The organism is Trueperaceae bacterium (assembly GCA_023954415.1).
Classification (GTDB): domain Bacteria; phylum Deinococcota; class Deinococci; order Deinococcales; family Trueperaceae; genus JAAYYF01.
In genome coordinates this window covers 147,202-169,256 of record JAMLIB010000008.1, presented here as the reverse complement: position 1 = coordinate 169,256, position 22,055 = coordinate 147,202, and the positions used below count along the sequence as shown (strand labels likewise).

The following is a 22,055-nucleotide window of genomic DNA, read 5'->3' as shown; positions in this document are numbered from 1 at the left end:
CCCCCCCCCCCCCCCCCCCCCCGGGGGGGGGGGGGCGGGGCCCCCCCGCCCCCCCCCCCCCCCCCCCCCCCCCCGCTACTCGACTCACTCGTCCTTGGCAGAGGTATGGGGGCCGGTGGCTTGTGCGCGCGAGGCTAGTGGGCGGCCGCGGATGCGAACGTCAGTCCTCGTCGAGGATGGTTTGTGCGCGAGGCTAGTGGCCTGACTCCTCAGCTTGGTGTTGAGCCTAGCGGCGTCCTGCTGTTCACGAAGGCCCTCAGGACCCCGTCCAGGCGTTCCAGCCCGGCCGGGGTGGCGCGTAGGCGGCCGCCGGCCAGTTCCAGCAAGCCGTGGCGCGTCACGTCGCGCAGCCAGGCCGGGGCCACGTCGGCCAGCTTGGTGCCCAGCCGGCCCTCGAGCGGTGCGAGGTCGACGCCAGCGCGGGTGCGCAGGCCCGTCAGCAGGCGCTCCAGCAGGTAGTCGTCCGCGCTCAGCGTCTCGGCTTCCGGCGCCTCGCCCGCGAGCCACGCCTTGATGGGCGGGTTCTTGTAGCGGGTGCCGAACTCGCCGCCTACCGGCAGGTACGCGGACGCCGACGGTCCTATGCCCAGGTACGGTTCGCCGCGCCAGTAGGTCAGGTTGTGCAGTGACTCCTCGCCGGGGGCGGCGAAGTTGCTCACCTCGTAGCGCCGGAGGCCGTACTCGGCCAGGACGTCGCCGGCCAGCTCGAAGGCGTCCGCGTCCGCATCCGGGTCGATCCTGACGCCGCGGCGCGCGAACGGCGTGCCCGGCTCGACCGTCAGGCTGTACACGCTGACGTGGCGCGCGCCGAGGTCGGCCACCCGGCGGAGGTCCGCCGCGAGGTCCTGGCCTGGCACGGCCATGATGACGTCGACGTTCGGCCGGAGGCCCGCCTTCAGGGCGAGCGCGACGGCCTCGAGCCCCGCCGCGGCGTCGTGAACGCGGCCGAGGTAGCGCAACGTGGCGTCGTCCGCCGACTGCAGGCCGATCGAGAGGCGCGTGACGCCCAGCTCGCGGAAGGCGGCGAGGCGCGCCTCGCCGAACGTTAGGGGGTCGGCCTCGAGCGTCGTCTCCGCCCGGCCGGCGCCGGCGCCCCAGCCGCGGCGCAGCGCCGCGAACACGCGCGTCAGCTCGGCGTCGGTGAGGTGTGACGGCGTGCCGCCGCCCAGGTAGACGGTCTCCGGGCTCTCGGGGAAGGCGGCCGCGACGGCGGCGGCCTCCGCCTCGAGGCGCTCGACGTAGCGGGCCACCAGCCCCTCATTGCGCAGCATCTTGTGGAAGTCGCAGTACGGGCAGATGCTCGGGCAGAACGGGACGTGCACGTAGAGGGCTGGCGCGGCCACGAGCCAAGGCTACGCCACTTCGGCGCGCGGCTCACAAAGGAGTGGGCGGCGCGACCGTCGCGCCGCCCACCATTGGGCCTAGCCCCTGAGGGCCGGAACCCGGCTCAGTTCGTGGGGAGCTGAGAGAGCTGGTCGTCGAGGATCAGGTTCGCCTCGCCGTTGAGGAGCTGCAACGCTTCGGTGACGTCGTCACCGTCGGTGATGGCCGCCATCGCGGAGTTGATGCTCTCGCGCACCGGGTCGTAGCCGGGCACGTTGGGCTCGGCGATGCCGTACGGCAGGAGCTCGAAGGCGCTCTTGAAAGGGGGCAGCGAGTCGAAGAACTCGCCGAGGCCCGCGGCCACGCTCTGGCGGACGGGGAAGTACTGGCTCGCGATGGCCCACTCGGTCTGGGCTTCCGTGCCCGTGTAGTACTTGAGGAACAGCCAGGCGGCGAGGGTGGACTCGGCGCTGTGCCCGGCGGGCAGGCTCACGGAGGCGCCGTAGATGTTCATGACGGGCTCGGCCGTGGTGTGGGGGATGGCGGCGACGTTCCAGTCGAAGCCGGCGCCCGAGTCGATGGCCGTCTGGTAGAACGGCAGGCCCGAGCTGGAGGAGACGGCGAAGAGCAGGCGGCCGTTGCCGAAGTCGGTCTGGTCGCCGTACGCCTCGCTGACCATGGTGGCGCAGCCCTTCTCGAACATGCCCTGGATCCAGGTCATGGCTGCGACGGCCGCGTCGGAGTCGAGCGTGTAGCGGTTCTCGGCCGCGTCGTACACGTTGCCGCCGAAGGCGAAGGTGAAGGAGGCGAAGCGGCTCGCATCGATGGAGAGCTCGTAGCCGAACGGCGTGCCCGAGACGGTGGCGCCAGAGAACGGCGTCTGCGAAGCGGCGCAGGCCGCGGCCTCGAACTGCTCGGGCGTGGTGGGCGGGCCGTCGAAGTCGATCAGACCGGCGCTACGGAGCTCCTTGAGCCAGTCGGCGTTGTAGTACAGCACTTCCATGGAGCGGTTGGGGGCGAGGCCGAGGCGCTTGCCGCCGAAGCTCGGGAAGACGTCGGAGCTCCAGAAGCCGGGGAAGAAGTCGGCCTGGTCCTCGGCCGAGATGCCCCACTTCGCCGAGTCGACGAGGGGGTTCATGTCGACGAGCCCGTCGACGAGCTCGTACGTGGCGGCCTGGTTCTGGTACGCGACGACGATGTTGGGCGTGTCGGACGTGCCGAGCAGCGCCACCATCTTCTGGTAGATGTCGTTGTAGCCGCCCTGGTACTCGGCGACGACCGTGATGCCGTAAGGGTTGGTGGCGTTGAACTCCGCGACGATCTCCTGGAGGGCCGTCTCCCGCTCGCGCGTGTGCTGGTGCCAGAACGTGACGGTCTGGCCGCTCGGGTCGACGTCGTCCCAGTCCTGCGCGAACGCCGGGACAGCGAGCATCAACGCTAACAGGACCCCCAGTAGTGGCGTGACTCTTCTCATGCACGACTCCTTTCGACGGCGGGCAGCAGACCCGCGCTACGTCATCAAGCGTAGCGCGCCGGCCCGGTGCCGTCACCATTACCGAGGACGGTCATGGTCACGTAAGCTTCACCATTCGAGAGCTCGAGGCGGCCCCGGCCAGGTGTTACTCCGTGGTCTGCGCCGGCGGGCAGCGGATGCCTGCGCGGCGGCCGTGAGCCTCACCCCTTGAGCCCGGAGGTGGCGATGCCTTCCGTGAACTGCTTCTGGGTGAAGAAGTAGACCACGAGGACGGGGATGACGGTGATGACGGTGCCGGCCATCAGGAGCTGCGTCTCCGGGCCGGCCTCGGAGATGAAGGTGTACAGGCCGACGCCGAGGGGGCGCCACCTGGGGGTCGTCGTGACGAGCAGCGGCCACAAGAACTCGTTCCAGGTCGAGACGAACGTCAGGAGCGTGGCCGTCATCATGACGGGCTTGCTCATCGGGATGACGACGGCGGTCAGGAAGCGCAGGTGGCCCGCACCGTCGATCCTGGCGGCGTCGTAGAGCTCGCCCGGGATGCCGACGAAGAACTGCCTCAGCAGGAAGATGGTGAACGCCGTCGCCATGAACGGCACCGTGAGGGCCGGCAGCGAGTTCATCCACGAGCCCCAAGGGACGATCTGGCCCCTGATCAGGAGCAGGTTGGGGATGAACGTGACGGTGCCGGGGATCATCAGCGTGGCGAGCAGCACCGTGAAGATCAGCTCGCGGCCGGGGAAGCGGATGCGCGCGAAGGCGTAGCCGGCGAGGGTGCACGTGACCAGCACGCCGAGGATCACGATGGCGGTGATGATCACGCTGTTGCGGAAGTAGAGCGCGAAGTTGGACTCGCTCCACGCCACCTCGTAGTTGACCCATTGCGGCGCGGCCGGCAGGAGAACGCGGTTGATGGTCTCCCCGAGCGTCATCAGCGATGTCGAGACCATGTAGAAGAAGGGTGTGATGCTGATGACCGCCCCCACTACGAGCAGGAAGTAGATGGGGATGTGCGAGAGCTCGAAGTGGTAGGGCTGCCGCAAGCTGGTGGGCCGCACGACGCGCTCGACCCCGCCGATCACCTGGGTGGCGGGCGCGGCCTCGCCCTTGCGGCCCTTCCGACGCTCAGCCACCCAGCGCCCTCCTGCCGAACAGCCGGTTCTGCAGCAGGGTGAGCAGCAGGATGATCACGAACAGGATCACGGACTGGGCAGCGGCCAAGCTGAAGTTGTTGTTCTTGTAGAAGGTGTCGAAGATGACGATGCTGGCCGTATCGACGGCGTCGCGCGTGGCGCGCTCGCGCATGACGTAGACGTGCGTGAACGCCTGGAACGTGCCGATGAACCCGAGCACCGTCAGGTAGAAGGTCACGGGCGAGAGGAGCGGCACGGTGATGAAGCGGAACTGCTGCACGCGGTTCGCGCCGTCGATGGCCGCGGCGTCGTAGAGCTCCTTGGAGATGCCGCCGAGGCCGGCCAGGAAGATCACCGCGTTGTAGCCGACGAAGGTCCAGATGCCGAAGATGATGATGGTGACGAGGGCGAGCGACGGACCCGCCCAGAAGCCGCTCCAGTCGGCGTTGGGGAAGAGGTTGCCGAACAGGAGCTGCGTCACGGGCTTCGTCTCGAACAGCCACCGCTGCGGCGCGATGCCGAACCAGTCGAGGATCTGGTTGGCCAGGCGCTCCTCGCGCGGGCTGAACAGGCTGCGGAAGATGGCGGCGCCCGCAACGGACGGCGTGATGTACGGCAGGAAGTAGATCATGCGGAAGAGCTCCTGGCCCCGGATGCGCTGGAACAGGAGGGTGGCGAGGACCAGCGCGAGGACGATCTGGATGGGTACGGAGCCGAAGCCGTAGTACACGGTGCGCACGAGGCCCTTCAGGTAGACCTTGCTGCCCGCGTCCATCATGAGGCGCCAGCCGAGCGCCATGAACACCCCCGCGCCGAGCAGCACCACCGCGCCCACGATCCTGGCGGCCTGCGGCGCCCTGGCGCGCTCCCCCTTGAACGCGTCCGTCCACAGCCAGTGCGCGACGATGATGAGCACGATCCCGCCGAAGAAGGCGAGCGCGCCCCACCAGTCGCCGAGGGTGGCCTCGTAGTTGCGCAGGCCGATGAAATCGCCCTTGCGCACGCGCCAGTTGTGCAGGCTCATGTAGACGGAGTAACCGATCGGGAAGAGCCCGAAGACGGCGATGAGCAGCGTGGCCGGGAGGATGAAGAGGTACGCCGTGAGCCAGTCGAGCCGTTCCTGGCGCGACGGACCCCGCCGGACGGAACGGTTGTCGTTGCCGGCCGTCACGAGCTTCACGCCCCAACTATAGCCGAGACCCGTCGGCGGCTGCTGCCCCGCCTGGTCGCCTTGTTAGCATGGGCCGATGCCGGCGTCGCGTTACTTCCTGGAAGTGCCGGCCGGCACCGAGGTGGTGGCGCGCGCCGAGCTCCAGCGCCTCGGCGCCAAGCGCCTCGCCGAGTTCCCCGGCGGCTTCCGCCTGGTGCAGGACGCCGACTTGGCCAAGGCGCTGCGCGCCCGTACCCTCGCCGCCGCGTACCTGTCCATGACCTTCCCCGTGCCGCGCCCGAAGGCGCTTCTCGGCGACGCGAGCTTCAGGGCCCTAGTCGCCGCCGTGAAGGGCGTCGCCGCGCGGGGCGAGTACGGCGGGTTGCGCTTCTCGGCGGCCGGCGCGGACTCGCCGACCATGACGCGCCTCGCGAGCTCACTTGCCGCCGCCGTCGGTCTCCCGTGGCGGCAGGACGACGGCGAGCTGCTCGTGCGGTTGCGCCCGGACCCGGCCGGCGCGGGCTGGGAGGTCCTCGTCAGGCTGACGCCACGGCCCAGCTCGACGCGCGCCTGGCGGGTGTGCAACCGGCCCGGCGGCCTCAACGCGGCCGTCGCGGCCGCCATGAACGAGCTCGCCGGCGTCGACGCGCGCGACGCCTACCTGAACCTCATGTGCGGCTCGGGCACACTGCTGATCGAACGAGCACTGCGCGCGCCCGCGCGGAAGCTCGTCGGCTTCGACGTCGACCCGGACGCGGTGCGTTGCGCCGAGACGAACGCAAGCGCGGCCGGCGTGGCGAAACGGTGCGAGCTGGGCGTCGGCGACCTGACGGACCCGCGCTTCGTCGAGTGGCTCGGGACCGCCGGTCGGTTCGACGTCCTGACGGCCGACGCCCCGTGGGGCGACGCGGTCGGCGCGCACGCCGCCAACCGGGCCCTCTACCCGAAGCTGTTCGCCGCCGCCGCCGCGCTCGCCGCGCCGGACGCCCGGTTCTGCCTCCTGAGCCACGAGCTGAGGCTCCTGCGCTCCGTAGTGCTCGACCAGCCGTGGTGGCGGGTCGAGCACGAATCGCGGGTGGCGCACGGTGGCCACCACCCGCTCGTCCTACTCATGTCGCGCGCCCAGGAGTGACGTCCTGGGCGCCAACGGAGGCGTGCTAGACTTCCCCTCCATGAGCGGCAAGCGCTCGGTTCCCTCGTCCATCACCGCGTCGCTGCGGGGCCTGCGACCCGGTTGGTACGTCCTCACAGCCCTGACCCTCTACGCGCTCGTCGTCACCGGCCTGCTGATCGCCAGACGCCCGACCGGCGTCGCCGCTTCGGGCGCTCCTGTCGCGGCCGACGAGGGCGGCGCGCCGCCCGTGGCGAGCGCCGCCGGGCTCTGGTTCCCCATCCCGGGAGCGCGGTTGCCCGCCCAGGACGATCACCTCCCGGGGGCGCCGCGCGCCTACCGCCACGGGGTCAGCCAGGGCTTCGACTTCTTCGACCAGGACGCGGGTGTGCCCATCACGACCGGCACGCCGGTCGTGGCGGCCCAGAGCGGCCAGGTCGTGCGGGCGGACGTCGCCTACACCGAGATCGACCCGCGGGCGTGGGACGTGCTGCTGGCCGACGTGGGGGAGGCCGGGGCCGATGAGGGGCAGCTCGACCAGTTGCGGGGCAGGCAGGTGTGGCTGCGCCTGGCCGACGGCACGGTCCTCCGCTACGGCCACCTGGCGGCCGTTCGCGACGGCATCCGGACCGGCGTCAACGTCTACCGCGGCCAGGTTATCGGGTTCGTAGGGAACTCGGGCACGGACGTGGCCGTGGCGGGACGCACCGACCAGGCGCGCCTGCGTTTCGAGATCTGGCCGGCCCCGGACGAGTTCTTCGGCGCCGGCATGGACGCTGAGGCCGTTCGCATAGCGGCGGCATCGCTGTTCGTCGGACCATGATGGTAGAGGAGGCTTACGCGACCGGTGCAGCCTGAACGCCCGCAAGCCAAGAACGCCAACGAGGCGACCGCGCTCGAGACCGTGTGGCAGAACGTCTGGGTGCGCGCGGTGAGCTACATCGTGCTCACCGTCCTCCTGGTGGCCGTGCTGTGGCGACTGAGGCATGGCTACGCCTTCGCGCTGCAGGTCGGCCTCATCGGGTTCCTGATCGCCTACATCCTCAACCCCGTCGTCGACTGGCTGACCAGGTTGCGGCTCAGGCGGAGCCTGGCCGTTGTCATCACCTACGGACTCCTGCTGCTGCTGCTGGCCTTCGGCTCCGTCATCATCAGCCAGGTCCTCATGGAGCTCGGCAGGTTCGTCCAGCTCGTGCCGACCGCCATCGAGCGGCTCACGCAGTGGACCGGCCAGTTCCAGGAATGGCTCGTGAGCATCTCGGACCGCTTGCCGTCCTTCCTCTCCGATCGCCTCGGGGTGTCGGACGACACCGGCGCGATCAGCATCCAGGTCAGGGAACAGGTCGCCTCGTTCCTCCAGCAGTTCGGCGAGGGCCTGCGCCGCCTGCTCGAGACCGTCGTCACGGGCGGCCCGGGCCTGCTCCTCACGGGCGCCACCGCCGTCATCTCGACGACCTTCCAGGTCTTCCTCGTGTTCCTTGCCGGCGCCTACTTCCTCTACGACTTCCCCCGCTTCATCGCCAACTTCAGGCGCTTCGTGCCCGTCCGCTACCGCGGGCTGGCGAGCGACCTCGGTGCCAAGGCCGATCTGGCCGTCGGCGGCTACCTCCGCGGGCAGCTGCTCATTACCATGCTGCTCGGCGTCATGATCTGGGCCGGCTTGAGCCTGATCGGCATCCCGCTCGCCACCGCGATCGGCTTCCTCGCCGCGGTCTTCAACCTCGTGCCCTACCTCGGCCCCATCCTCGGCGTGATCCCCGCGATCCTGCTCGGCTTCACCGTAAGCCCGCTCGCCGCGGTGCTGGCCGCGCTCGTCTTCCTCGTGGCGAACCAGCTGGAGGCGCACGTCCTGTCGCCCCTGATCTTGTCGCGCAACACGAACCTGCACCCCGTCACGGTGATGCTCGCCATCATGGCGGGCGTCGGTCTCATGGGGCTCCTGGGCGCCCTGCTCGCCGTGCCTACGGTCGCGCTCATCAAGGTCGTCGCCGAGGACTACCTGCTCACGCGTCCCGCCTTCGCCGGCGGGGCGGCCCCAGCCGAGGAGGCGCCCGAGCCTAAGGCGGCGAAGGGGCGCAAGGAGCCCCCGAAGCGGCGGACGCCCCCGCCCGGGCGGAGGCGCAAGCGCTGAGCCGGAAGCCCTGACTGCCTAGCCGGCCACGCCGGCCGTCGGCGGCAGGCGCCGCGCTCGTTCGCTCGCCTTGGCCTTCTTGCGCTTGTCGGCGTACATGCGGTGGTCGGCCGTTGCCATCAGGGACGCGCATTCGATGCCGTCGACGGGGTAGCCGGCGAGGCCGAAGCTCCCTAGCACCCTGACCCCGTTCACGTCCAGCCCGGCGAGCACGTCCCGGAAGCGGGCCGCGGCTGCCACCGCCTCCTGCGGCTGCGTCTCCGGGAGGATGAGGGCGAACTCGTCGCCGCCCCAGCGGAAGACGTGGTCGCCGGCGCGAGCCGTGGCGGCCAGGGCCCCCGCGACGGCGACGAGCGCGCTGTCGCCTTCGGCGTGTCCGAACCGGTCGTTGATCTGCTTGAAATCGTCGAGGTCGATGAGCATGAGGGTGAGATGGCGTTCCAGGCGGCGCGCCCGCGCGAGCTCCTGCTTGAACGTGCGCTCGAACCCCTCGCGGTTCCCCAGGCCGGTCAGGGCGTCCGTTACGGCCGAGCGTTCCAGCAGCACGAGCTCCTCCGCCTGGCGCACCACGACGGTGATGTGCTGCGCGAACGCTTCGGCGATGCGGAGCGCCGCCACGCTGAAGGCGTCCTCCGTCGAGAAGTTGTCGAGGTTCAGTAGTGCGACGACCTGGTCGCCGTCGACGATCGGCACGGCGAGCTGGCACCGCATCTCGGCCATGCGGGCCGGCATGAAGCCCACGGGCGTCCGGCGCGAGGTCAAGCTGGCGGTGGCGATGCGCGGCCCGCGCAGGACCCGGCCGCGACCGGCGTCGAACTCTTCGCGCGATCCCTGGTACCAGGCCAACTGCTCGTCGTAACTGAAGGGTCCGGCGTGCGTCTGGAGCGTTTCCAGGTCGTAGCCGACGGCGGCCTCGTAGTAGTAGTGGTCGCCGTGGCGTACGAGGATCGAGGCCGCCTCGGCGTTCGGGACGAGGTCGAGCGCCGCCTGGGCGGCGTGGTGGTAGAGCGCGTCCGGGCCGGCCGCCGATCGGAGCTGCCGGATGACCTCCAGGGTGGCGAGCAGCTGGCGGTTGAGCGTCATGCGGCTGAAGGCGGCGCCCAGCGGAGCCGAGATGGTCGAGAGCAGCGCGCGGTCGCGCTCGCCCCACGTCGGCAGGGGCTCCCGGTAGCGCGCCACCACGAGCAGCGCCTGGACCTGCCCGCTCGGGTTGACGATGGGCACGGCCGCCAGTGCGCGCGCCTCCGTCGTGGTCGTCCACGCCCCCTCTAGCGCCAGGTCGTCGACGAGCACGATCTGCCGCGTCTGCCACGCGTGTTGCAGCACGCCGACGAACTCGAAGCCGTCGCGCAGCCGCTGCGCCAGCACGGGCGGCGGGGTCCCGCGCAGCGCGACAGGCCGCAAGCGCGCCCTATGCATCTCGAGGACCGCGCCGAGGTCGAGGCCGAACCAGGTCATGACCTCGTCGAGCGCGACGTCGGCCGCCTCCGGCAGGCCCTCGGCGAGCAGCAGCCGCTCGTTCAGCCGCGCCATGAACTGCTGCTCCTTCGTCGTCTGGTTGAGCGCCTCGGTGGCGTCGAGGCGCGCCAGGACCTCCTCCATCATCCGCACGAACGCCTTGAGCGTAGCGTGGTCCCCGGGCGGGAACGCGCCGGTCGTGCGGTGCTCGAGGTTCAGCACGGCGCGCACCTCGCCCTCCACGATCACGGGCAGGGCGAGCTCGCTGCGCGTCAGCTCGGCGCCCGGGGCCTGGATGAAGTCCGGGTCGGTCGCCGTGTTCACGACGTACTGGGGCTGCGCCGTCGTGTAGGCCCTGCCCATCACGCTCTGTAGCGGCACGGTGAAGCCGGGCTCCGCCCCCCAGCGCAAGGTCGTGTGGACCTCGAGAGCTTGGCCGCGAGGAACGAACACGGAGGCGTGCGCGAACGACAGGATGTCCGAGAGGAGCCGTGGCGCCGAGGCGAACAGGGCGTCGACGTCCGCCGAATGGTTGAGGTCGAAGGTGGCTTCCTGGAGCAGCTTCGCGCGGCGCCCGGCCTGCACGGCGAGGCGCTGGGCTCCGCGCCACGCCCGGTAGAGGCGGTCGCCGGCCAGGGTGGCCAATGCCATGACGGCGAGCAGCATGGAGTAGTCGCCGAGCGTGGCGCCGGCGCCGTCGAGGGTCGTGCGCAGCCAGAGCAGTGCGAGCCCGAGCGGCGCGAGGACGAGGCCGGCGCGCCAGCCGAGCCCCGAGGTCGCGACCAGGAAGGGGGTGGCGAGGAGGAAGCCGTGCCAGAGCCCCGCCGTGCCGAGCGGGTAGCTGGCCAGGAACACGCCGACGGGGAGCAGCGCCCACGCCACCGCTCCCGCCGTCGGCCCCAACCCGCGGCCGCGCCACTCCGTCCTCGGCTTCGCTGGCTTCATCTACCCGATCATCCCACTCCCGCTCTTACGGCCGAATTACCCGGCGGGGTCGACTGCGTTCCGATCGCCGGCGTCCCAGGGGGCGCCGGAGTGCCTTCGGCGCCGGGCCGCCGCTCCGGCGCACCGAGCTTGCCCGGCGGGCGCACGTGGGAAAGCTCTATCGGGGCTCCGCGGCGGGGGCGGTACACTTACGGACGTGAAGAAGAAGAACACCCGACGGGAACGCAAGCGCGTGGAGGCGAGCCGGCTCGACCTCGAGGCGGTCGGGCTGGTCATGCTGGCCGCCGGCGCCTTCCTGGTGGGCGTGCTGCTGCCGTTCCTCCCGTCGGGCGAGCTCGGGCGCACCGTCCGCGCCGCGCTCACCGGACCGCTGGGCGTTGGCGCCTACGCGTTGCCCGTCCCGCTCATCGTGCTCGGCGCGCTGTTCCTCGTCCGCCGCAACCCCCGCTGGTGGCCGCGCGCCACCCTCGGTTACGTCCTCGCCACCGCCGGTGTCTGGGGGGTGCTGGCCGCCGCCGCGCCGGCGGCCGCCGGCGCCTGGGGTGCCTCGTTGCGAGCCTGGCTCGGCGGCGCTTGGGGCGTCCTGGCGGCGGTGCCGGCCGTCGTGGTCGGCAGCGTCGGGATCGACCTGCTGGCCGGCTGGCCACCGACGCGGCTTCTGCGCGTCGCCCTCGGCGGCCTCGTCACCGCCTTGAAAGGCCTCTGGCGCTGGCTCGTGCAGGTCCGCACGACCGCCAAGCGCAGGGCCGGCTTCCAGGCGGACGTGGCGCAGGTCAGGCGCGGGCTCACCGACCTCACCCGCGACCTCGACGCCTTGGCGGAGCTCTACCCTGGCAGCGACGAGGTTGGCAGGTGGAAGGACGACGTCCAGGCCAGCAAGGCCCGCCTCTCCGCCGCGACCCTGCCCGTCTTGCGCGAGGTGCGTGCCGACCTGGGCGCGTGGCAGGGCGCCGTTGCCGGCTTCGCCAAGGACCGCGCCGAGGAACTCGGCGCGCAGCTCGACTTCGAGGCGGCCAGGGCCCCGCTGGGCGACGACGGGCGCACGACGACCTTCGAGGTGTGGGTAGCCACCATGAAGCGCCTTCTGGGAGACGGCATCGGTCAGCGGGGGAGGGCGGCGGACGCCCTCGACAAGCTCAGGCAGAGCCTCCTCCTCGAGACGACCTCCCTGCTCGAGCGCGCGAAGCGCCTGACCCGGGAGCGCGACCTCGAACGGCGCGCGATGAAGGGGATGACGCCGGGCCAACTGGCGAACGCCCAGCGTTCCCATCACCGCCGCCTGGCGAGCCTGCGCACCGTCGAGGCCGAGGCCGAGGGGGTGGACGTGGTGGCCACGCTCTTCGAGCAGTGGCGCCCGTTCATCGGCGAGGTGCACGAGGCGCTCGCCGAGTACCCGGACTCTCCCGTCCTCGCCGACTTCCACGCGACCCTCGGCGCGGAGCTCGAGGGCAAGGGGCGCAAGCTCCTCGGCGAACTCGGGCACGTCCAGGACGCCTTCGAGGCGGTGGTCAGGCGCGCCGAGCTCGACCGGCTCGAGGCGGAGCGCCTGGCGGCCGAGGCTGCTCGCGCCGAGGCCGCCGCGGCTGCTGCCGCGAGGGCCGCCGTGGCGGCGGAGGCGGCAGGGGCCGGTGTTCGCGTGGAAGTCGGCGAGGCCGGCGGCTGGGAGGGCGGTGCGGGTGGCGCCGCCGCTCGTTCCGGTCCGTCCACCGCTTGGCGGGGCGGCTCGCACGAGGAGGACGAGGAGCCCGTCGGCGGCGACAGCGACGACCAGGGGATCGAGCGAGTCCTCATCGATGGGGGCGAGGTGCCCGGCACGAAGCGGGAGCACGGGGGTGAGCGCGGCGAGCGCCGGTTGCCGGCGCGCACCGTCTCGGCCGGGGTGGTGGGGGAGCGTACGCCCGCGCAGACCGGCACGCCCTCCCAGTCCGGTACGCCCGCGCAGACCGGCACGCCCGCGGGCCGGGGCGTCCCTGCCGCCGGGGACCTGCCCGAGGTGGGAGCCATCCCCATCACGCTGCCCCCGATCGACCTCCTGGACGAGCCGGAGGCCCCGCCGACCGACGGCCGGGCGGCGGCGCAGGAGCACAAGGCGCGGGTGCGCCAGATCGACGACACCCTGGCGAACTTCAAGCTGGGCGGGAGGGTCACGGCCGCCGTGCGCGGCCCGAGCGTCACCCGTTTCGAGGTGGAGCCCGCGCCGGGCGAGAAGATCAGCCGCTTCGCGAACCTCGCGGACGACCTCGCCCTCGCCATGGCCGTCGGCTCCGTGCGCATCGAGGCGCCCATCCCCGGCAAGAGCGTCATCGGCCTCGAGGTCCCGAACGCTCACCGCGAGCTCGTGCGCTTCAGGGAGGCGGTCGAGACCCCCAGCTACCGCCGCGCGAAGGCGCGCATGCCCATCGTGCTCGGCCGCTCCATCGACGGCGAGATGATGGTCGGCGACCTGACGCGCATGCCGCACCTGCTCATCGCCGGCTCCACGGGCTCGGGCAAGTCCGTCGCCGTCAACACGCTCGTCTCGTCGCTGCTCTACCGCTTCCTCCCCACCGAGATGCGCTTCCTGATGATCGACCCGAAGATGGTCGAGCTGACGCCGTACGACGGCATCCCGCACCTGCTCCGCCCGGTCGTCACGAACCCGTCCGACGCGGCCGGCGTGCTCCTCGGCGCCGTGTCGCACATGGAGCGGCGTTACAAGATGATGTCGAAGGTCGGGGCCAAGAACCTCGACCAGTACAACGAGAAGGCGAAGACGCTCGACCTGCCGCCGCTACCGTTCATCGCCATCATCATCGACGAGCTCGCGGACCTCATGATCACGAGCCCGAAGGAGGTCGAGTCGGCCATCATGCGGCTCGCCCAGATGGCGCGCGCCACGGGCATGCACCTGATCCTCGCCACCCAGCGGCCGTCGGTCGACATCCTGACGAGCCTGATCAAGGTGAACGTGCCCGCGCGCATGGCGTTCGCCGTCTCCAGCAGCCACGACTCGCGCACCATCCTCGACTCCATGGGCGCGGAGCGCCTCATCGGCATGGGCGACATGCTCTACTACCAGCCCGGCTTGGTCAAGGCCGTGCGCTTGCAAGGGCCGTTCGTGAGCGAGAACGAGATCGGGCGGCTCGCGGACTTCCTCAGGCGCCAGTACTTCGACGACGACTTCGTGGAGGCGTACGGCGCCGACTTCGACCCGCCGCCCGCCGACGAGTCGACGGCGAGTGGCCTCATCGACTGGAACGACGACAAGCTGCGCGCGGCGGCCGAGCTCGTCATCAACGAGAAGCAGGCGAGCGTCTCACGGCTGCAGCGCCGCCTCTCCGTGGGCCACGCGCGCGCGGGCAAGCTCATGGACTCGCTCGAGGCGCTCGGGGTGGTGGGGCCGCACCAGGGGAGCAAACCCCGCGACGTGCTGGTCGACCTGGCCGAGCTGCCGAACATCTTCGGCAAGTAGAAGAGGGTCGGGTAGACTCGCACCGTGCGCCTCGTGGTCTTCTACCTGATACTGCTGGTGGCGCAAGGCTTCCTGTCTTCCATGCTGGCGCCCATCCCCGCGCCCGACCTCTTCCTCCTCGCCGTGCTCACGCTCCTCTGGCGCATCCAGCCGTGGCAGCTCGTGCTCGTGGCGTACGGCGTCGGCCTGCTGCAGGACGTCGTCGGCAGCGGCGTGCTCGGGGCGCACGCTTTCGCCCTCGCGGCCGCCGCGCTGGCCGGCTCGATGGTGCGCGCGCAGCTCTCCAACACGGGCGTGCTCGAGCGCGTGCTCGTCGTGTTCGTCGCCAGCCTCGGCAAATGGGCCGTCATGCTCGGCGTCGTCGTGTGGCTCTCAGGCGGCGCGCTCGGCTTGGGTAGGGCCGCCATGGTGGGCCTCGTCGAGAGCGTGCTGACCGTGGCGGCCGGCCTCCTCGTGCTCCCGTGGAGCGCCGCCCTGCTCGAGCGGAGTCGCGTCCTGCAGAAGGAGCTCCTCTGATGCAGGGGCGCATGCGCGTGCTGCTGGCGGGGATGCTGACGGTCCTCGCGCTGTACACGGCGCGGCTCATGTACCTGCAGCTCGTCATGGTCGAGGAGTACACGGAGCGCTCCGTGCAGAACGCCACGCAGCAGCGCCACATCGTGCCCTTGCGGGGGCGCATCCTCGCGCGCGACGGCACCGTGCTCGCCGACGACCGCGTGGCGTACGACCTGCTCTACCGCGGCGGCCCGGTGCCCGACTGGGACCACCTCGCCGCCCTCCTCGGGCTGAGCGGCGAGCCGCGCCAGCCGGATCGTACGAAGGCGGACGAGGTGCAGAACGGAGCCGTGGTCGCGTGGAACATCCCGGACCAGCTCGTGGGCGCCGTCGAGGAGCGCGTCGCGGGCAGCGCCAACCTCTACTTGCGCGAGCGCCTGGAGCGCACCTACCCGACGAACCTCGCCGCCCAGACGATCGGTTACACGGCGCAGGCCGACCCGGTGCGCAACCCGGGGCTCTCGAACAACGACCTGGTCGGGGTGATGGGTCTCGAGGCGGGCCTGAACGACGTCCTCTTCGGGGCCCCGGGCACGCGCCAGGTCGAGGTCGACAACCGCGGCACCGAGGTGGCCTCGCAGGTCGTGCTAACAGCCCAACCGGGTCAGGATGTGGTCCTCACGCTCGACCCGCAGGTCCAGCGGCTGGCGGAGGACGTCCTGGCCGGCTCCTTGCAGTACGTGAACACCGACCGCCGCCGCGTCGGCCTGCCGACGGAGGACGTGGTGCGCGGCGCCATCATCGCGCTCGACCCCCGCACGGGCGAGATCCTCGCCATGGCCAGCGCGCCCACGTTCGACCAGAACGTGTTCACGCGCCGCCCGTCGGACCCCGAGGCCGTCACCGCCATCCTCTCCGACTCGAAGCACGTGCCGCTCGCGAACCGGGCGGTGGAGGCCTACCCGCCGGCCTCGACCTTCAAGATCGTCACGTCCTCCGCCCTCCTCGAGAACGGCTACATCGGGCCGAACTCCGTGTACCAGTGCTCTGCCTCTTTCAGCTTCGGCGGTGGCACCTGGCGGAACTGGGACACCTACGGCAAGGGCGGCTACACGGTCAAGCAGGCCATCGCCGACAGCTGCAACACGTTCTTCTGGCACGCCGCCGCCGTCACGCCGAGCTTCGGCGTCGGCTGGGCGCCGCTCATCGCCGACGTCGTCGAGCGCGCGCACGAGCTCGGCTTCGGCGTCAAGCTGGACGTCGGGCTCCCGGAGGAGAAGAACGGCCGCGTGCCGGACCGCGACTGGGTGAGGTCGCAGCCCCAGTACGAGCACGGGTGGCTCCCGGGCTTCACGCTCAACACCATCATCGGCCAGGGCGACACGCTGGCCACCCCGCTGCAGATCGCGCAGCTCATCTCCACCGTGGCCCTGAGCGGGCACCAGGTCGAGCCGCACCTCATAGCCCGCGTCGGCGACGAGGTCTTCGAGCCGCGCGTTGCCGACATCCCCGGCGACTTCTACGGCACCTTGCGCGAGGGCATGCGCATGATGCTCACGGACTTCCCGTCGCGCAGCCTCCTCGGGCCCGGCGCGTTCCCCGTGAGCGTGGCGGGCAAGACGGGCACGGCGCAGACGTCGCGCGGCGGCGACTACACCCACGCCTGGTTCATGGGGTTCTCACCTTACGAGGCCCCGGAGGTCGCGGTCGTGGTATTCATCGAGTACGGCGGCTCCAGTTCACGCGTGTCGGTCCCCATCGCGCGGGACTTCCTGGCAGGGTACTGGAGGCTGCGCGGCGTGGAGGTGCCGGTAAAACCATGAAAGCTAGAGGGATTCGTGGAGGGATCCTGCTGAGCCTCGAGCCCGGCGACGAAGCGGCCGGCGTCTCGGCCATGCTCGAGGCGCATGCCGAGCTACTGGAGGACAAGGTGTCCGTCGAGATCGCCGAGCGCACGCCCCACGCGCTCATCGAGGCGATCGCGGGGCAGGTCGCGGCGGCCGGAGGCACGCTCGTCGACGTGCGGCCGCCCACCGCCGTCATGCAGGCGCGCGGCGAGACCGTCATAGTCGCCCGCACCGTGCGGAGCGGGGGCAAGGTCGATTCGACCGGCTCCGTCGTCGTGCTGGGCGACGTCAACGCGGGCGCCGAGATCATCGCCAACGACGACATCATCGTTGTCGGCACCCTGCGGGGCCTCGCACACGCCGGCGCGAGCGGCAACGACCGCGCCGTGATCTGGGCCAGGCGCATCTCGAGCCCGCAGCTCCGGATAGGCAACGCCCTGGCGCAGGCCGGTGGCGAGGACGGCGCGGAGGAGAACGGGCCCGAGGTCGCGCACCTCAAGGACGGCGCCATCGTCATCCGTCCCTGGCACACTAACTGAGAAGAGGCGAGCGGACCGGGCGCCGGCGGCGGCGAGCCGAGGAAGGCCCGGACGAGCCGAGACACGGGAGAACCACGTGCACGACGTAGTCATCACGACGGCCATCCGCACCCCGGTCGGCAGGGCCCATAAGGGGCTCCTGAAGGACACGCGCCCGGACGACCTCGCGGCGCTCGTCATCCGCGAGGCCCTGGCCCGCACGCCCGGGCTGGCCCCCGAACGCGTGGACGACGTGCTCGTCGGCAACGCCCACCCCGAGGGCGAGGCCGGTTACAACCTGGCGCGCATCGCGAGCCTGATAGCGGGGCTGCCCGACGAGGCGGCGGGCGCCACCATCAACCGCTTCTGCGCCTCCGGCCTCCAGACGATCGTGCAGGGCGTCCACTCGGTGTCGGCCGGCATGAACGAGGTCGTGCTCGCGGGCGGCTCCGACTGTACGAGCCGTGTCCCGATGGGCGGCCGCGACCTCCCGCTCAACCGCGAGCTGGCGGGGCGCCGGCCTGGCGCCTACCACCCCATGGGTCAGACGGCCGAGGCCGTGGCGCGGCGCTACGGCGTCACCCGCGAGCAGCAGGACCGCTTCGCGCTGAGCAGCCACGAGAAGGCGTTGGCGGCGCGCGCCGCCGGGCGCTTCGCCGAGCAGGTCGTGCCCGTCCCCACTCGTGTCAAGGACGAGGCGGGCGCGTGGCACGACGTGGTGCTCGCGCAGGACGAGGGCCCGCGCGCCGGCTCGACCCTCGAGAAGCTCGCCACGCTCCCGACGGTGTTCGCGCAGGACGCCGCGGCCACCGTCACGGCCGGGAACTCTAGCCCTCTCAACGACGGGGCGGCCATGAGCGTGATCATGCGCGCCTCGGAGGCGTCCGCGCTCGGCCTGCGGCCGCTGGCGCGGCTCGTGCAGGCGGCCGTCGTCGGGGTCGACCCCGAGGTCATGGGCATCGGTCCGGTGCCGGCCATCCGCAAGCTCCTCACCAAGGTGGGGATGACCCTGGCCGACGTCGACCTCGTCGAGATCAACGAGGCGTTCGCCAGCCAGGCGTACTACTGCCAGCAGGAACTCGGCATCCCGGACGAGAAGCTGAACGTTAACGGCGGCGCCATCGCCATCGGCCACCCGCTCGGGGCCACAGGTGCGCGCATAGCCGCCGACCTCTTCGCCGAGATGCGCCGCCGCGACGCCGAGCACGGGATCGTCTCCATGTGCGTCGGGGGCGGACAGGGGATGGCGGCGCTGTTCAGGCTGGCCTAGGCCGCCCGCGGGTCATGCCAGTGCTGGGCCGATGTCGGTGGCGGTGGCGATGGTGGTGGCGGTCCCGTCAAGAGCCGTGCTCGCCCGCGGCCGGGCTAGCCGGAGTGGCGGCCGGCCGGGCCGGTGCCGGCGGGCGTCGGGTGGAGAGGTGAGGTTGGGGGCTCTCGAGCCCCCTGTGGGTCTCGACTAAGGTTAGCGACCAACCTTCGCTAGCGCTAGCCGGTAACTGAGGTTGAGCGACAACTTTGGTTGACTTGCGCGGCACCGCGACGGAGGCCCATGGTCCTGGCCTCCAACGCCGCGCCCCACCGCCCCGACATACCCTCAGCCAGGGTCGCGCACGCGGGCTAGATAGGCGCCAAGGGTGCGCTGGGGCGGGTGCAAAGCCCAGCTAGTCCTTGCCGCTGCTGCCGTCGGCTACGCCGGGCTCATCGGCCGCGCGCGGCGCCACGAGGGCCGCCACGACCTCCTCTAGCGGCACGCGGTACGCGAAGCGCGTGCGCAGGTACCAGAGCTCCAGGGCCGCACGCAGTTCCGAGGGCTGGTGTGGCTCCCGCCGCCAGGCAGGCAGCACGCGGTCCAGGTAGGTAGTCGCCCGCTTCACCGCCAGCTCGAACAGCTCCCCGCGCTGCATGGCTACGCGGCACCGTTGCGGCTATGCACCTCGTAGCCGGCGGCGCGCAGCGCCTCTCCGCCCAGTACGAGCTCCTCACTCGTCTCGAAGGCGAGCCGGATGGCGCCGCCCGTCTCGCGGATGCCGAGGACCTCGATGTCCTTCACGTTCACACCGGCCTCGCCGAGCGCGTGCGTGATGCGCGCCAGCTCACCCGGCCGGTCGGGCACGGCGAGGACGACCTCGTGCCTGGCGGGCAGGAGGCTGCGCCGCACGATGGGGATGCCGTCGCGGGTCAACTTGGCCGTCTCGCCGGCGGTGAGCAGCCCGTCGGGGTCGTCCAGCAGGCCCTCGAGACGGTCGAGCTGCGCCCGGAACGCGTGCAGCGCGTCGCGCACGGCCGCGCGGTTGCCGGCGACCATGTCGCGGCTCATTAGCGGGTCGCCGCTCGCGACGCGCGTGAGGTCGCGGAAGCCGCCGGCAGCCAGGAGCATCTTGAGCGAGCGCTCCTCGCCCTCCGCGACGAGCGCCGTCAACGCCACGGAGGCGAGGTAGGGGAGATGGCTGACGGTCGCCACCAGGCGGTCGTGCAGAGCGGGGCTCACCTCGATGGGCCTGGCGCCGAGGGCCGTCACGTACTCACGGACGGCGGACAACGCGGCCGGGTCGGTGACATCGGGCTCCGGCGTCAGGACCCAGACGGCGTTCTCGATGAGCGCGGCATCGGCGTTGAGGATGCCGCCCCGCTCGCTGCCCGCCATGGGGTGCCCGCCTACGAAGCGCGCTCGCCTCATCCCGGCGACCACCGGTCCTTTGACGCTGCCGACGTCCGTGACGATCGCGCGCTCATTCAGGTGTGGCAGCAACGCCTCGCCCATGGTCACGAGGGCGCGGGCCGGCGCGGCGAGGATCACCAGGTCGGCCTCGCGCAGCCACGGCCCGGGCGCCAACTGGGCCTCGTCGATGGCGCCGAGGCCCCTGGCGGCGTCGAGCACGCCGGGGTCGCGGTCGAAGCCGATCACGCGGCGAGCGAGCCGCCGCCGCCGCGTGCCGAGCGCGATGGAGCCGCCGATGAGGCCGACGCCGGCGATCACGACGGTGCCGAAGAGCGGGGGCTCCTCCATGCGGCTTACAGGCTCTTGCCGAGCGCGGCCACCACGCCGCGCAAGCGCGCCATGAGCTGCCCGAACTCGGCGTCGTCGAGCTGCTGCGCCGCGTCGGACTTGGCCTCCTCCGGCTTGGCGTGCACCTCGACGATGAGGCCGTCCGCGCCTGCGGCCGCGCTGGCCAGCGCCAAGGACGGCACGAGCCCGCGCCGGCCGGCGGCGTGGCTCGGGTCCACCCACACGGGGAGGTGGGAGAGCTCCTTGAGCACGGGCACGGCGCTCACGTCGAGGGTGAAGCGCGTGCTCGTCTCGAACGTCCTGATGCCGCGCTCGCACAGCACGACGTTCGGGTTGCCTTGGCTGAGCACGTACTCGGCGGCCTGCAGGAACTCGCTGATCGACGTGCTCATGCCGCGCTTGAAGAGCACGGGCTTACCGGCCTTGCCGACCTCAGCGAGGAGGGCGAAGTTCTGCGTGTTGCGCGCCCCTATCTGGAGCATGTCTGCGCTGCTCGCCACCGTCTCGACGAGCTCGGGCGCCGTGACCTCCGTGACGATCGGGAGGCCGGTAGCCGCCCGGGCGTCCTCGAGGATCCTCAGGCCCTCCTGGCCGAGCCCCTGGAACGAGTACGGGCTCGTGCGCGGCTTGTAGGCGCCGCCGCGCAAGACGGCCGCGCCGTGCTTCTTGACGATGGCGGCGGCGGCGGTCAGCTGCTCGCGGGTCTCGACACCGCACGGCCCGGCGGCCACGACGAAGGTGCCGTTGCCCGTCTGGACGCCGCCCCTGCCTGGCGTGCCGATCGTTACCGTCGAGTCGTCGTGCCTGAACTCGCGCGAGGCGAGCTTGTACGGCTTGGAGATGCGCATGACGGTGTCGACGCCGGGCAGGGCCGCGAACTGCTCCCTGACCTCCTCCGTCGGGGCCGGGCCGATGGCGCCGATGAGGGTGCGTGACTCGCCCTCGCTGACATGGGGCGTGAAGCCGCGGGCCCTCACCTCGGAGAGAACTCGCTCTAGGGACTCTTTCGCGGCGTTCTTGGTCATGACGATGACCATGGCTGTTCTCCTTGGGTTGCGCCATCCGTGGCGCGCGTTGAGTTCACGGTGCGGGTCGGCGGTCGCGGCGCCACGGCGGCGCTGGCTTGGCCGGCGGGTTCGGTTACGTGTGGGTCTGCGAGCCCGTGTGGGCGCTCCGCTTGGCGCGACCCGGGCAGTCAGGCACTGTCCGGGCGGTTGGCATCCGTGCTGCCGCGAGCGCTTACGGGGTGACGTCCACGACCGCTAGGGTGGCGACGTCGAGCGGATACGCGTAGCTATAGTCATAGCCATCGTCCACGGCACCACCTCCCGAGAGCGGTCTGGTCATGGCGGAGAGTGTAACAGGTGAGAGCCGCGTGTCAACCGGGGTGGCTCGCCAGGGAGCGCGCGGGTCGGTGCCGAGGTTCGCGTTGGGGCGGCGCGCTTGACGGCAGCGCCGCGGCGCCTCTACCTTACGCATGAGATGGCGAGGAACCCGCTCGACCTGGAGCGCGAGCTGCTGGAGGCGTTCGCTCACGCCCTCGAGGTCACCGAGGTGCTCGTGGCGGCCGTGCCGGACGAGTACTGGCACGCCCCGCCCTTGCAGAAGGGGCGCACCATCGCGGCCATCGTGGCGCACAGCTACGGGCTCAGGCGCACGTTCACCAAGATGGCGAAGGCGCCCGTGGGTGACTCGCTGCCTTCCAAGACGGTCAGCAAGGCCGAGGCGGTCGCCGCTTTGGCCGAGAACCGCAAGGTCCTTGTCGACCTGTTCACGGGCGCCGTCCTGCGTGGCGATGGGCGCATACCCGGCATGCCCAGACGCACGGCGATGATGATGGCGTACCTGATGCAGCACGACGCGCACCACCGCGGGCAGGTCACGCGCCAGCTCTCGGAGTACGGCTACAAGCTCCCCGGCGATGTCACGATGAGGATCTGGGGCTGGCGCAAACTGGAGGGCTGAACTGCGTGTATCGTGGACGCCCAGCCCTGGGCGCCGAGTCGGTCGCC

17 protein-coding genes are annotated in these 22,055 nt (G+C 71.4%); 9 read left to right on the top strand and 8 right to left on the bottom strand.

What is annotated here, in order from left to right; genetic code table 11:
• Positions 1–209 precede the first annotated feature (209 nt).
• The 4 genes from hemW to M9914_11320 all read right to left on the bottom strand — a co-directional run bounded on the left by hemW (position 210) and on the right by M9914_11320 (position 5,110).
• On the bottom strand, positions 210–1,343 hold the full coding sequence (gene hemW / locus M9914_11335; protein MCO5174771.1) for a radical SAM family heme chaperone HemW: 1,134 nt from the start codon (positions 1,341–1,343) through the stop codon (positions 210–212).
• A 104-nt stretch (positions 1,344–1,447) separates the two neighbouring features.
• The gene (locus M9914_11330; protein MCO5174770.1) at positions 1,448–2,797 is read right to left on the bottom strand and encodes an ABC transporter substrate-binding protein; all 1,350 of its coding nucleotides are present in this window, start codon (positions 2,795–2,797) and stop codon (positions 1,448–1,450) included.
• Between the two features lie 200 nt (positions 2,798–2,997).
• A complete protein-coding gene (locus M9914_11325; GenBank protein ID MCO5174769.1) occupies positions 2,998–3,930 on the bottom strand; it encodes a carbohydrate ABC transporter permease in 933 nt (310 codons plus the stop codon).
• Positions 3,923–5,110 (bottom strand): sugar ABC transporter permease, encoded by a 1,188-nt coding sequence (locus M9914_11320; protein ID MCO5174768.1) that lies wholly within the window; start codon positions 5,108–5,110, stop codon positions 3,923–3,925. The genes M9914_11325 and M9914_11320 overlap by 8 nt, the downstream gene beginning before the upstream one ends.
• Before the next feature lie 67 nt (positions 5,111–5,177).
• On the opposite strand from M9914_11320, the gene M9914_11315 reads away from it, so the two are divergent.
• The 3 genes from M9914_11315 to M9914_11305 are packed head-to-tail and all read left to right on the top strand — an operon-like array spanning position 5,178 to position 8,322.
• Positions 5,178–6,212 (top strand): methyltransferase domain-containing protein, encoded by a 1,035-nt coding sequence (locus tag M9914_11315; GenBank protein ID MCO5174767.1) that lies wholly within the window; start codon positions 5,178–5,180, stop codon positions 6,210–6,212.
• 40 nt (positions 6,213–6,252) lie between these two features.
• Positions 6,253–7,014: a M23 family metallopeptidase gene (locus tag M9914_11310; GenBank protein MCO5174766.1), complete on the top strand. Its 762-nt coding sequence runs from the start codon at positions 6,253–6,255 to the stop codon at positions 7,012–7,014.
• Between the two features lie 24 nt (positions 7,015–7,038).
• Positions 7,039–8,322, top strand: coding sequence for an AI-2E family transporter (locus M9914_11305; protein ID MCO5174765.1), 1,284 nt, complete (start codon positions 7,039–7,041; stop codon positions 8,320–8,322).
• 18 nt (positions 8,323–8,340) lie between these two features.
• Here M9914_11305 and M9914_11300 read toward each other — a convergent pair whose 3' ends face one another.
• The gene (locus M9914_11300; GenBank protein ID MCO5174764.1) at positions 8,341–10,725 is read right to left on the bottom strand and encodes a diguanylate cyclase; all 2,385 of its coding nucleotides are present in this window, start codon (positions 10,723–10,725) and stop codon (positions 8,341–8,343) included.
• Between the two features lie 196 nt (positions 10,726–10,921).
• Here M9914_11300 and M9914_11295 point away from each other — a divergent pair, with 196 nt between their 5' ends.
• The 5 genes from M9914_11295 (at position 10,922) to M9914_11275 (ending at position 18,306) form a co-directional block, all read left to right on the top strand.
• Positions 10,922–14,176: a DNA translocase FtsK gene (locus M9914_11295; GenBank protein MCO5174763.1), complete on the top strand. Its 3,255-nt coding sequence runs from the start codon at positions 10,922–10,924 to the stop codon at positions 14,174–14,176.
• Positions 14,177–14,200: 24 nt separating this feature from the next.
• Entirely contained in the window at positions 14,201–14,692 is a 492-nt protein-coding gene (gene mreD / locus M9914_11290) for a rod shape-determining protein MreD (protein ID MCO5174762.1), read from the top strand.
• The gene (locus M9914_11285; GenBank protein ID MCO5174761.1) at positions 14,692–16,494 is read left to right on the top strand and encodes a penicillin-binding transpeptidase domain-containing protein; all 1,803 of its coding nucleotides are present in this window, start codon (positions 14,692–14,694) and stop codon (positions 16,492–16,494) included. Before mreD ends, M9914_11285 begins: the two co-directional genes overlap by 1 nt.
• A complete protein-coding gene (locus M9914_11280; GenBank protein ID MCO5174760.1) occupies positions 16,491–17,057 on the top strand; it encodes a hypothetical protein in 567 nt (188 codons plus the stop codon). Before M9914_11285 ends, M9914_11280 begins: the two co-directional genes overlap by 4 nt.
• 76 nt (positions 17,058–17,133) lie before the next feature.
• The gene (locus M9914_11275) at positions 17,134–18,306 is read left to right on the top strand and encodes a thiolase family protein (protein MCO5174759.1); all 1,173 of its coding nucleotides are present in this window, start codon (positions 17,134–17,136) and stop codon (positions 18,304–18,306) included.
• A gap of 391 nt (positions 18,307–18,697) precedes the next feature.
• Here M9914_11275 and M9914_11270 read toward each other — a convergent pair whose 3' ends face one another.
• From M9914_11270 to aroF, 3 genes are read right to left on the bottom strand one after another with little or no spacing between them, the layout of a single operon-like run.
• Entirely contained in the window at positions 18,698–18,940 is a 243-nt protein-coding gene (locus M9914_11270; GenBank protein MCO5174758.1) for a hypothetical protein, read from the bottom strand.
• 2 nt (positions 18,941–18,942) lie between these two features.
• Positions 18,943–20,043: a prephenate dehydrogenase gene (locus M9914_11265; protein ID MCO5174757.1), complete on the bottom strand. Its 1,101-nt coding sequence runs from the start codon at positions 20,041–20,043 to the stop codon at positions 18,943–18,945.
• Positions 20,044–20,048: 5 nt separating this feature from the next.
• On the bottom strand, positions 20,049–21,080 hold the full coding sequence (gene aroF, locus M9914_11260) for a 3-deoxy-7-phosphoheptulonate synthase (GenBank protein ID MCO5174756.1): 1,032 nt from the start codon (positions 21,078–21,080) through the stop codon (positions 20,049–20,051).
• Positions 21,081–21,525: 445 nt separating this feature from the next.
• On the opposite strand from aroF, the gene M9914_11255 reads away from it, so the two are divergent.
• Positions 21,526–22,008: a DinB family protein gene (locus M9914_11255; GenBank protein ID MCO5174755.1), complete on the top strand. Its 483-nt coding sequence runs from the start codon at positions 21,526–21,528 to the stop codon at positions 22,006–22,008.
• The last annotated feature ends 47 nt before the right edge of the window (positions 22,009–22,055 follow it).

Excerpts from the sequence above, each read along its gene's own strand:
- M9914_11330 (MCO5174770.1), bottom strand. The coding sequence starts at position 2,797 with ATGAGAAGAGTCACGCCACTACTGGGGGTCCTGTTAGCGTTGATGCTC.
- M9914_11315 (MCO5174767.1), top strand. The coding sequence starts at position 5,178 with ATGCCGGCGTCGCGTTACTTCCTGGAAGTGCCGGCCGGCACCGAGGTG.
- M9914_11310 (MCO5174766.1), top strand. The coding sequence starts at position 6,253 with ATGAGCGGCAAGCGCTCGGTTCCCTCGTCCATCACCGCGTCGCTGCGG.
- M9914_11300 (MCO5174764.1), bottom strand. The coding sequence starts at position 10,725 with ATGAAGCCAGCGAAGCCGAGGACGGAGTGGCGCGGCCGCGGGTTGGGG.
- M9914_11285 (MCO5174761.1), top strand. The coding sequence starts at position 14,692 with ATGCAGGGGCGCATGCGCGTGCTGCTGGCGGGGATGCTGACGGTCCTC.
- M9914_11280 (MCO5174760.1), top strand. The coding sequence starts at position 16,491 with ATGAAAGCTAGAGGGATTCGTGGAGGGATCCTGCTGAGCCTCGAGCCC.
- M9914_11270 (MCO5174758.1), bottom strand. The coding sequence starts at position 18,940 with ATGCAGCGCGGGGAGCTGTTCGAGCTGGCGGTGAAGCGGGCGACTACC.
- M9914_11265 (MCO5174757.1), bottom strand. The coding sequence starts at position 20,043 with ATGGAGGAGCCCCCGCTCTTCGGCACCGTCGTGATCGCCGGCGTCGGC.
- aroF (MCO5174756.1), bottom strand. The coding sequence starts at position 21,080 with ATGGTCATCGTCATGACCAAGAACGCCGCGAAAGAGTCCCTAGAGCGA.
- M9914_11255 (MCO5174755.1), top strand. The coding sequence starts at position 21,526 with ATGGCGAGGAACCCGCTCGACCTGGAGCGCGAGCTGCTGGAGGCGTTC.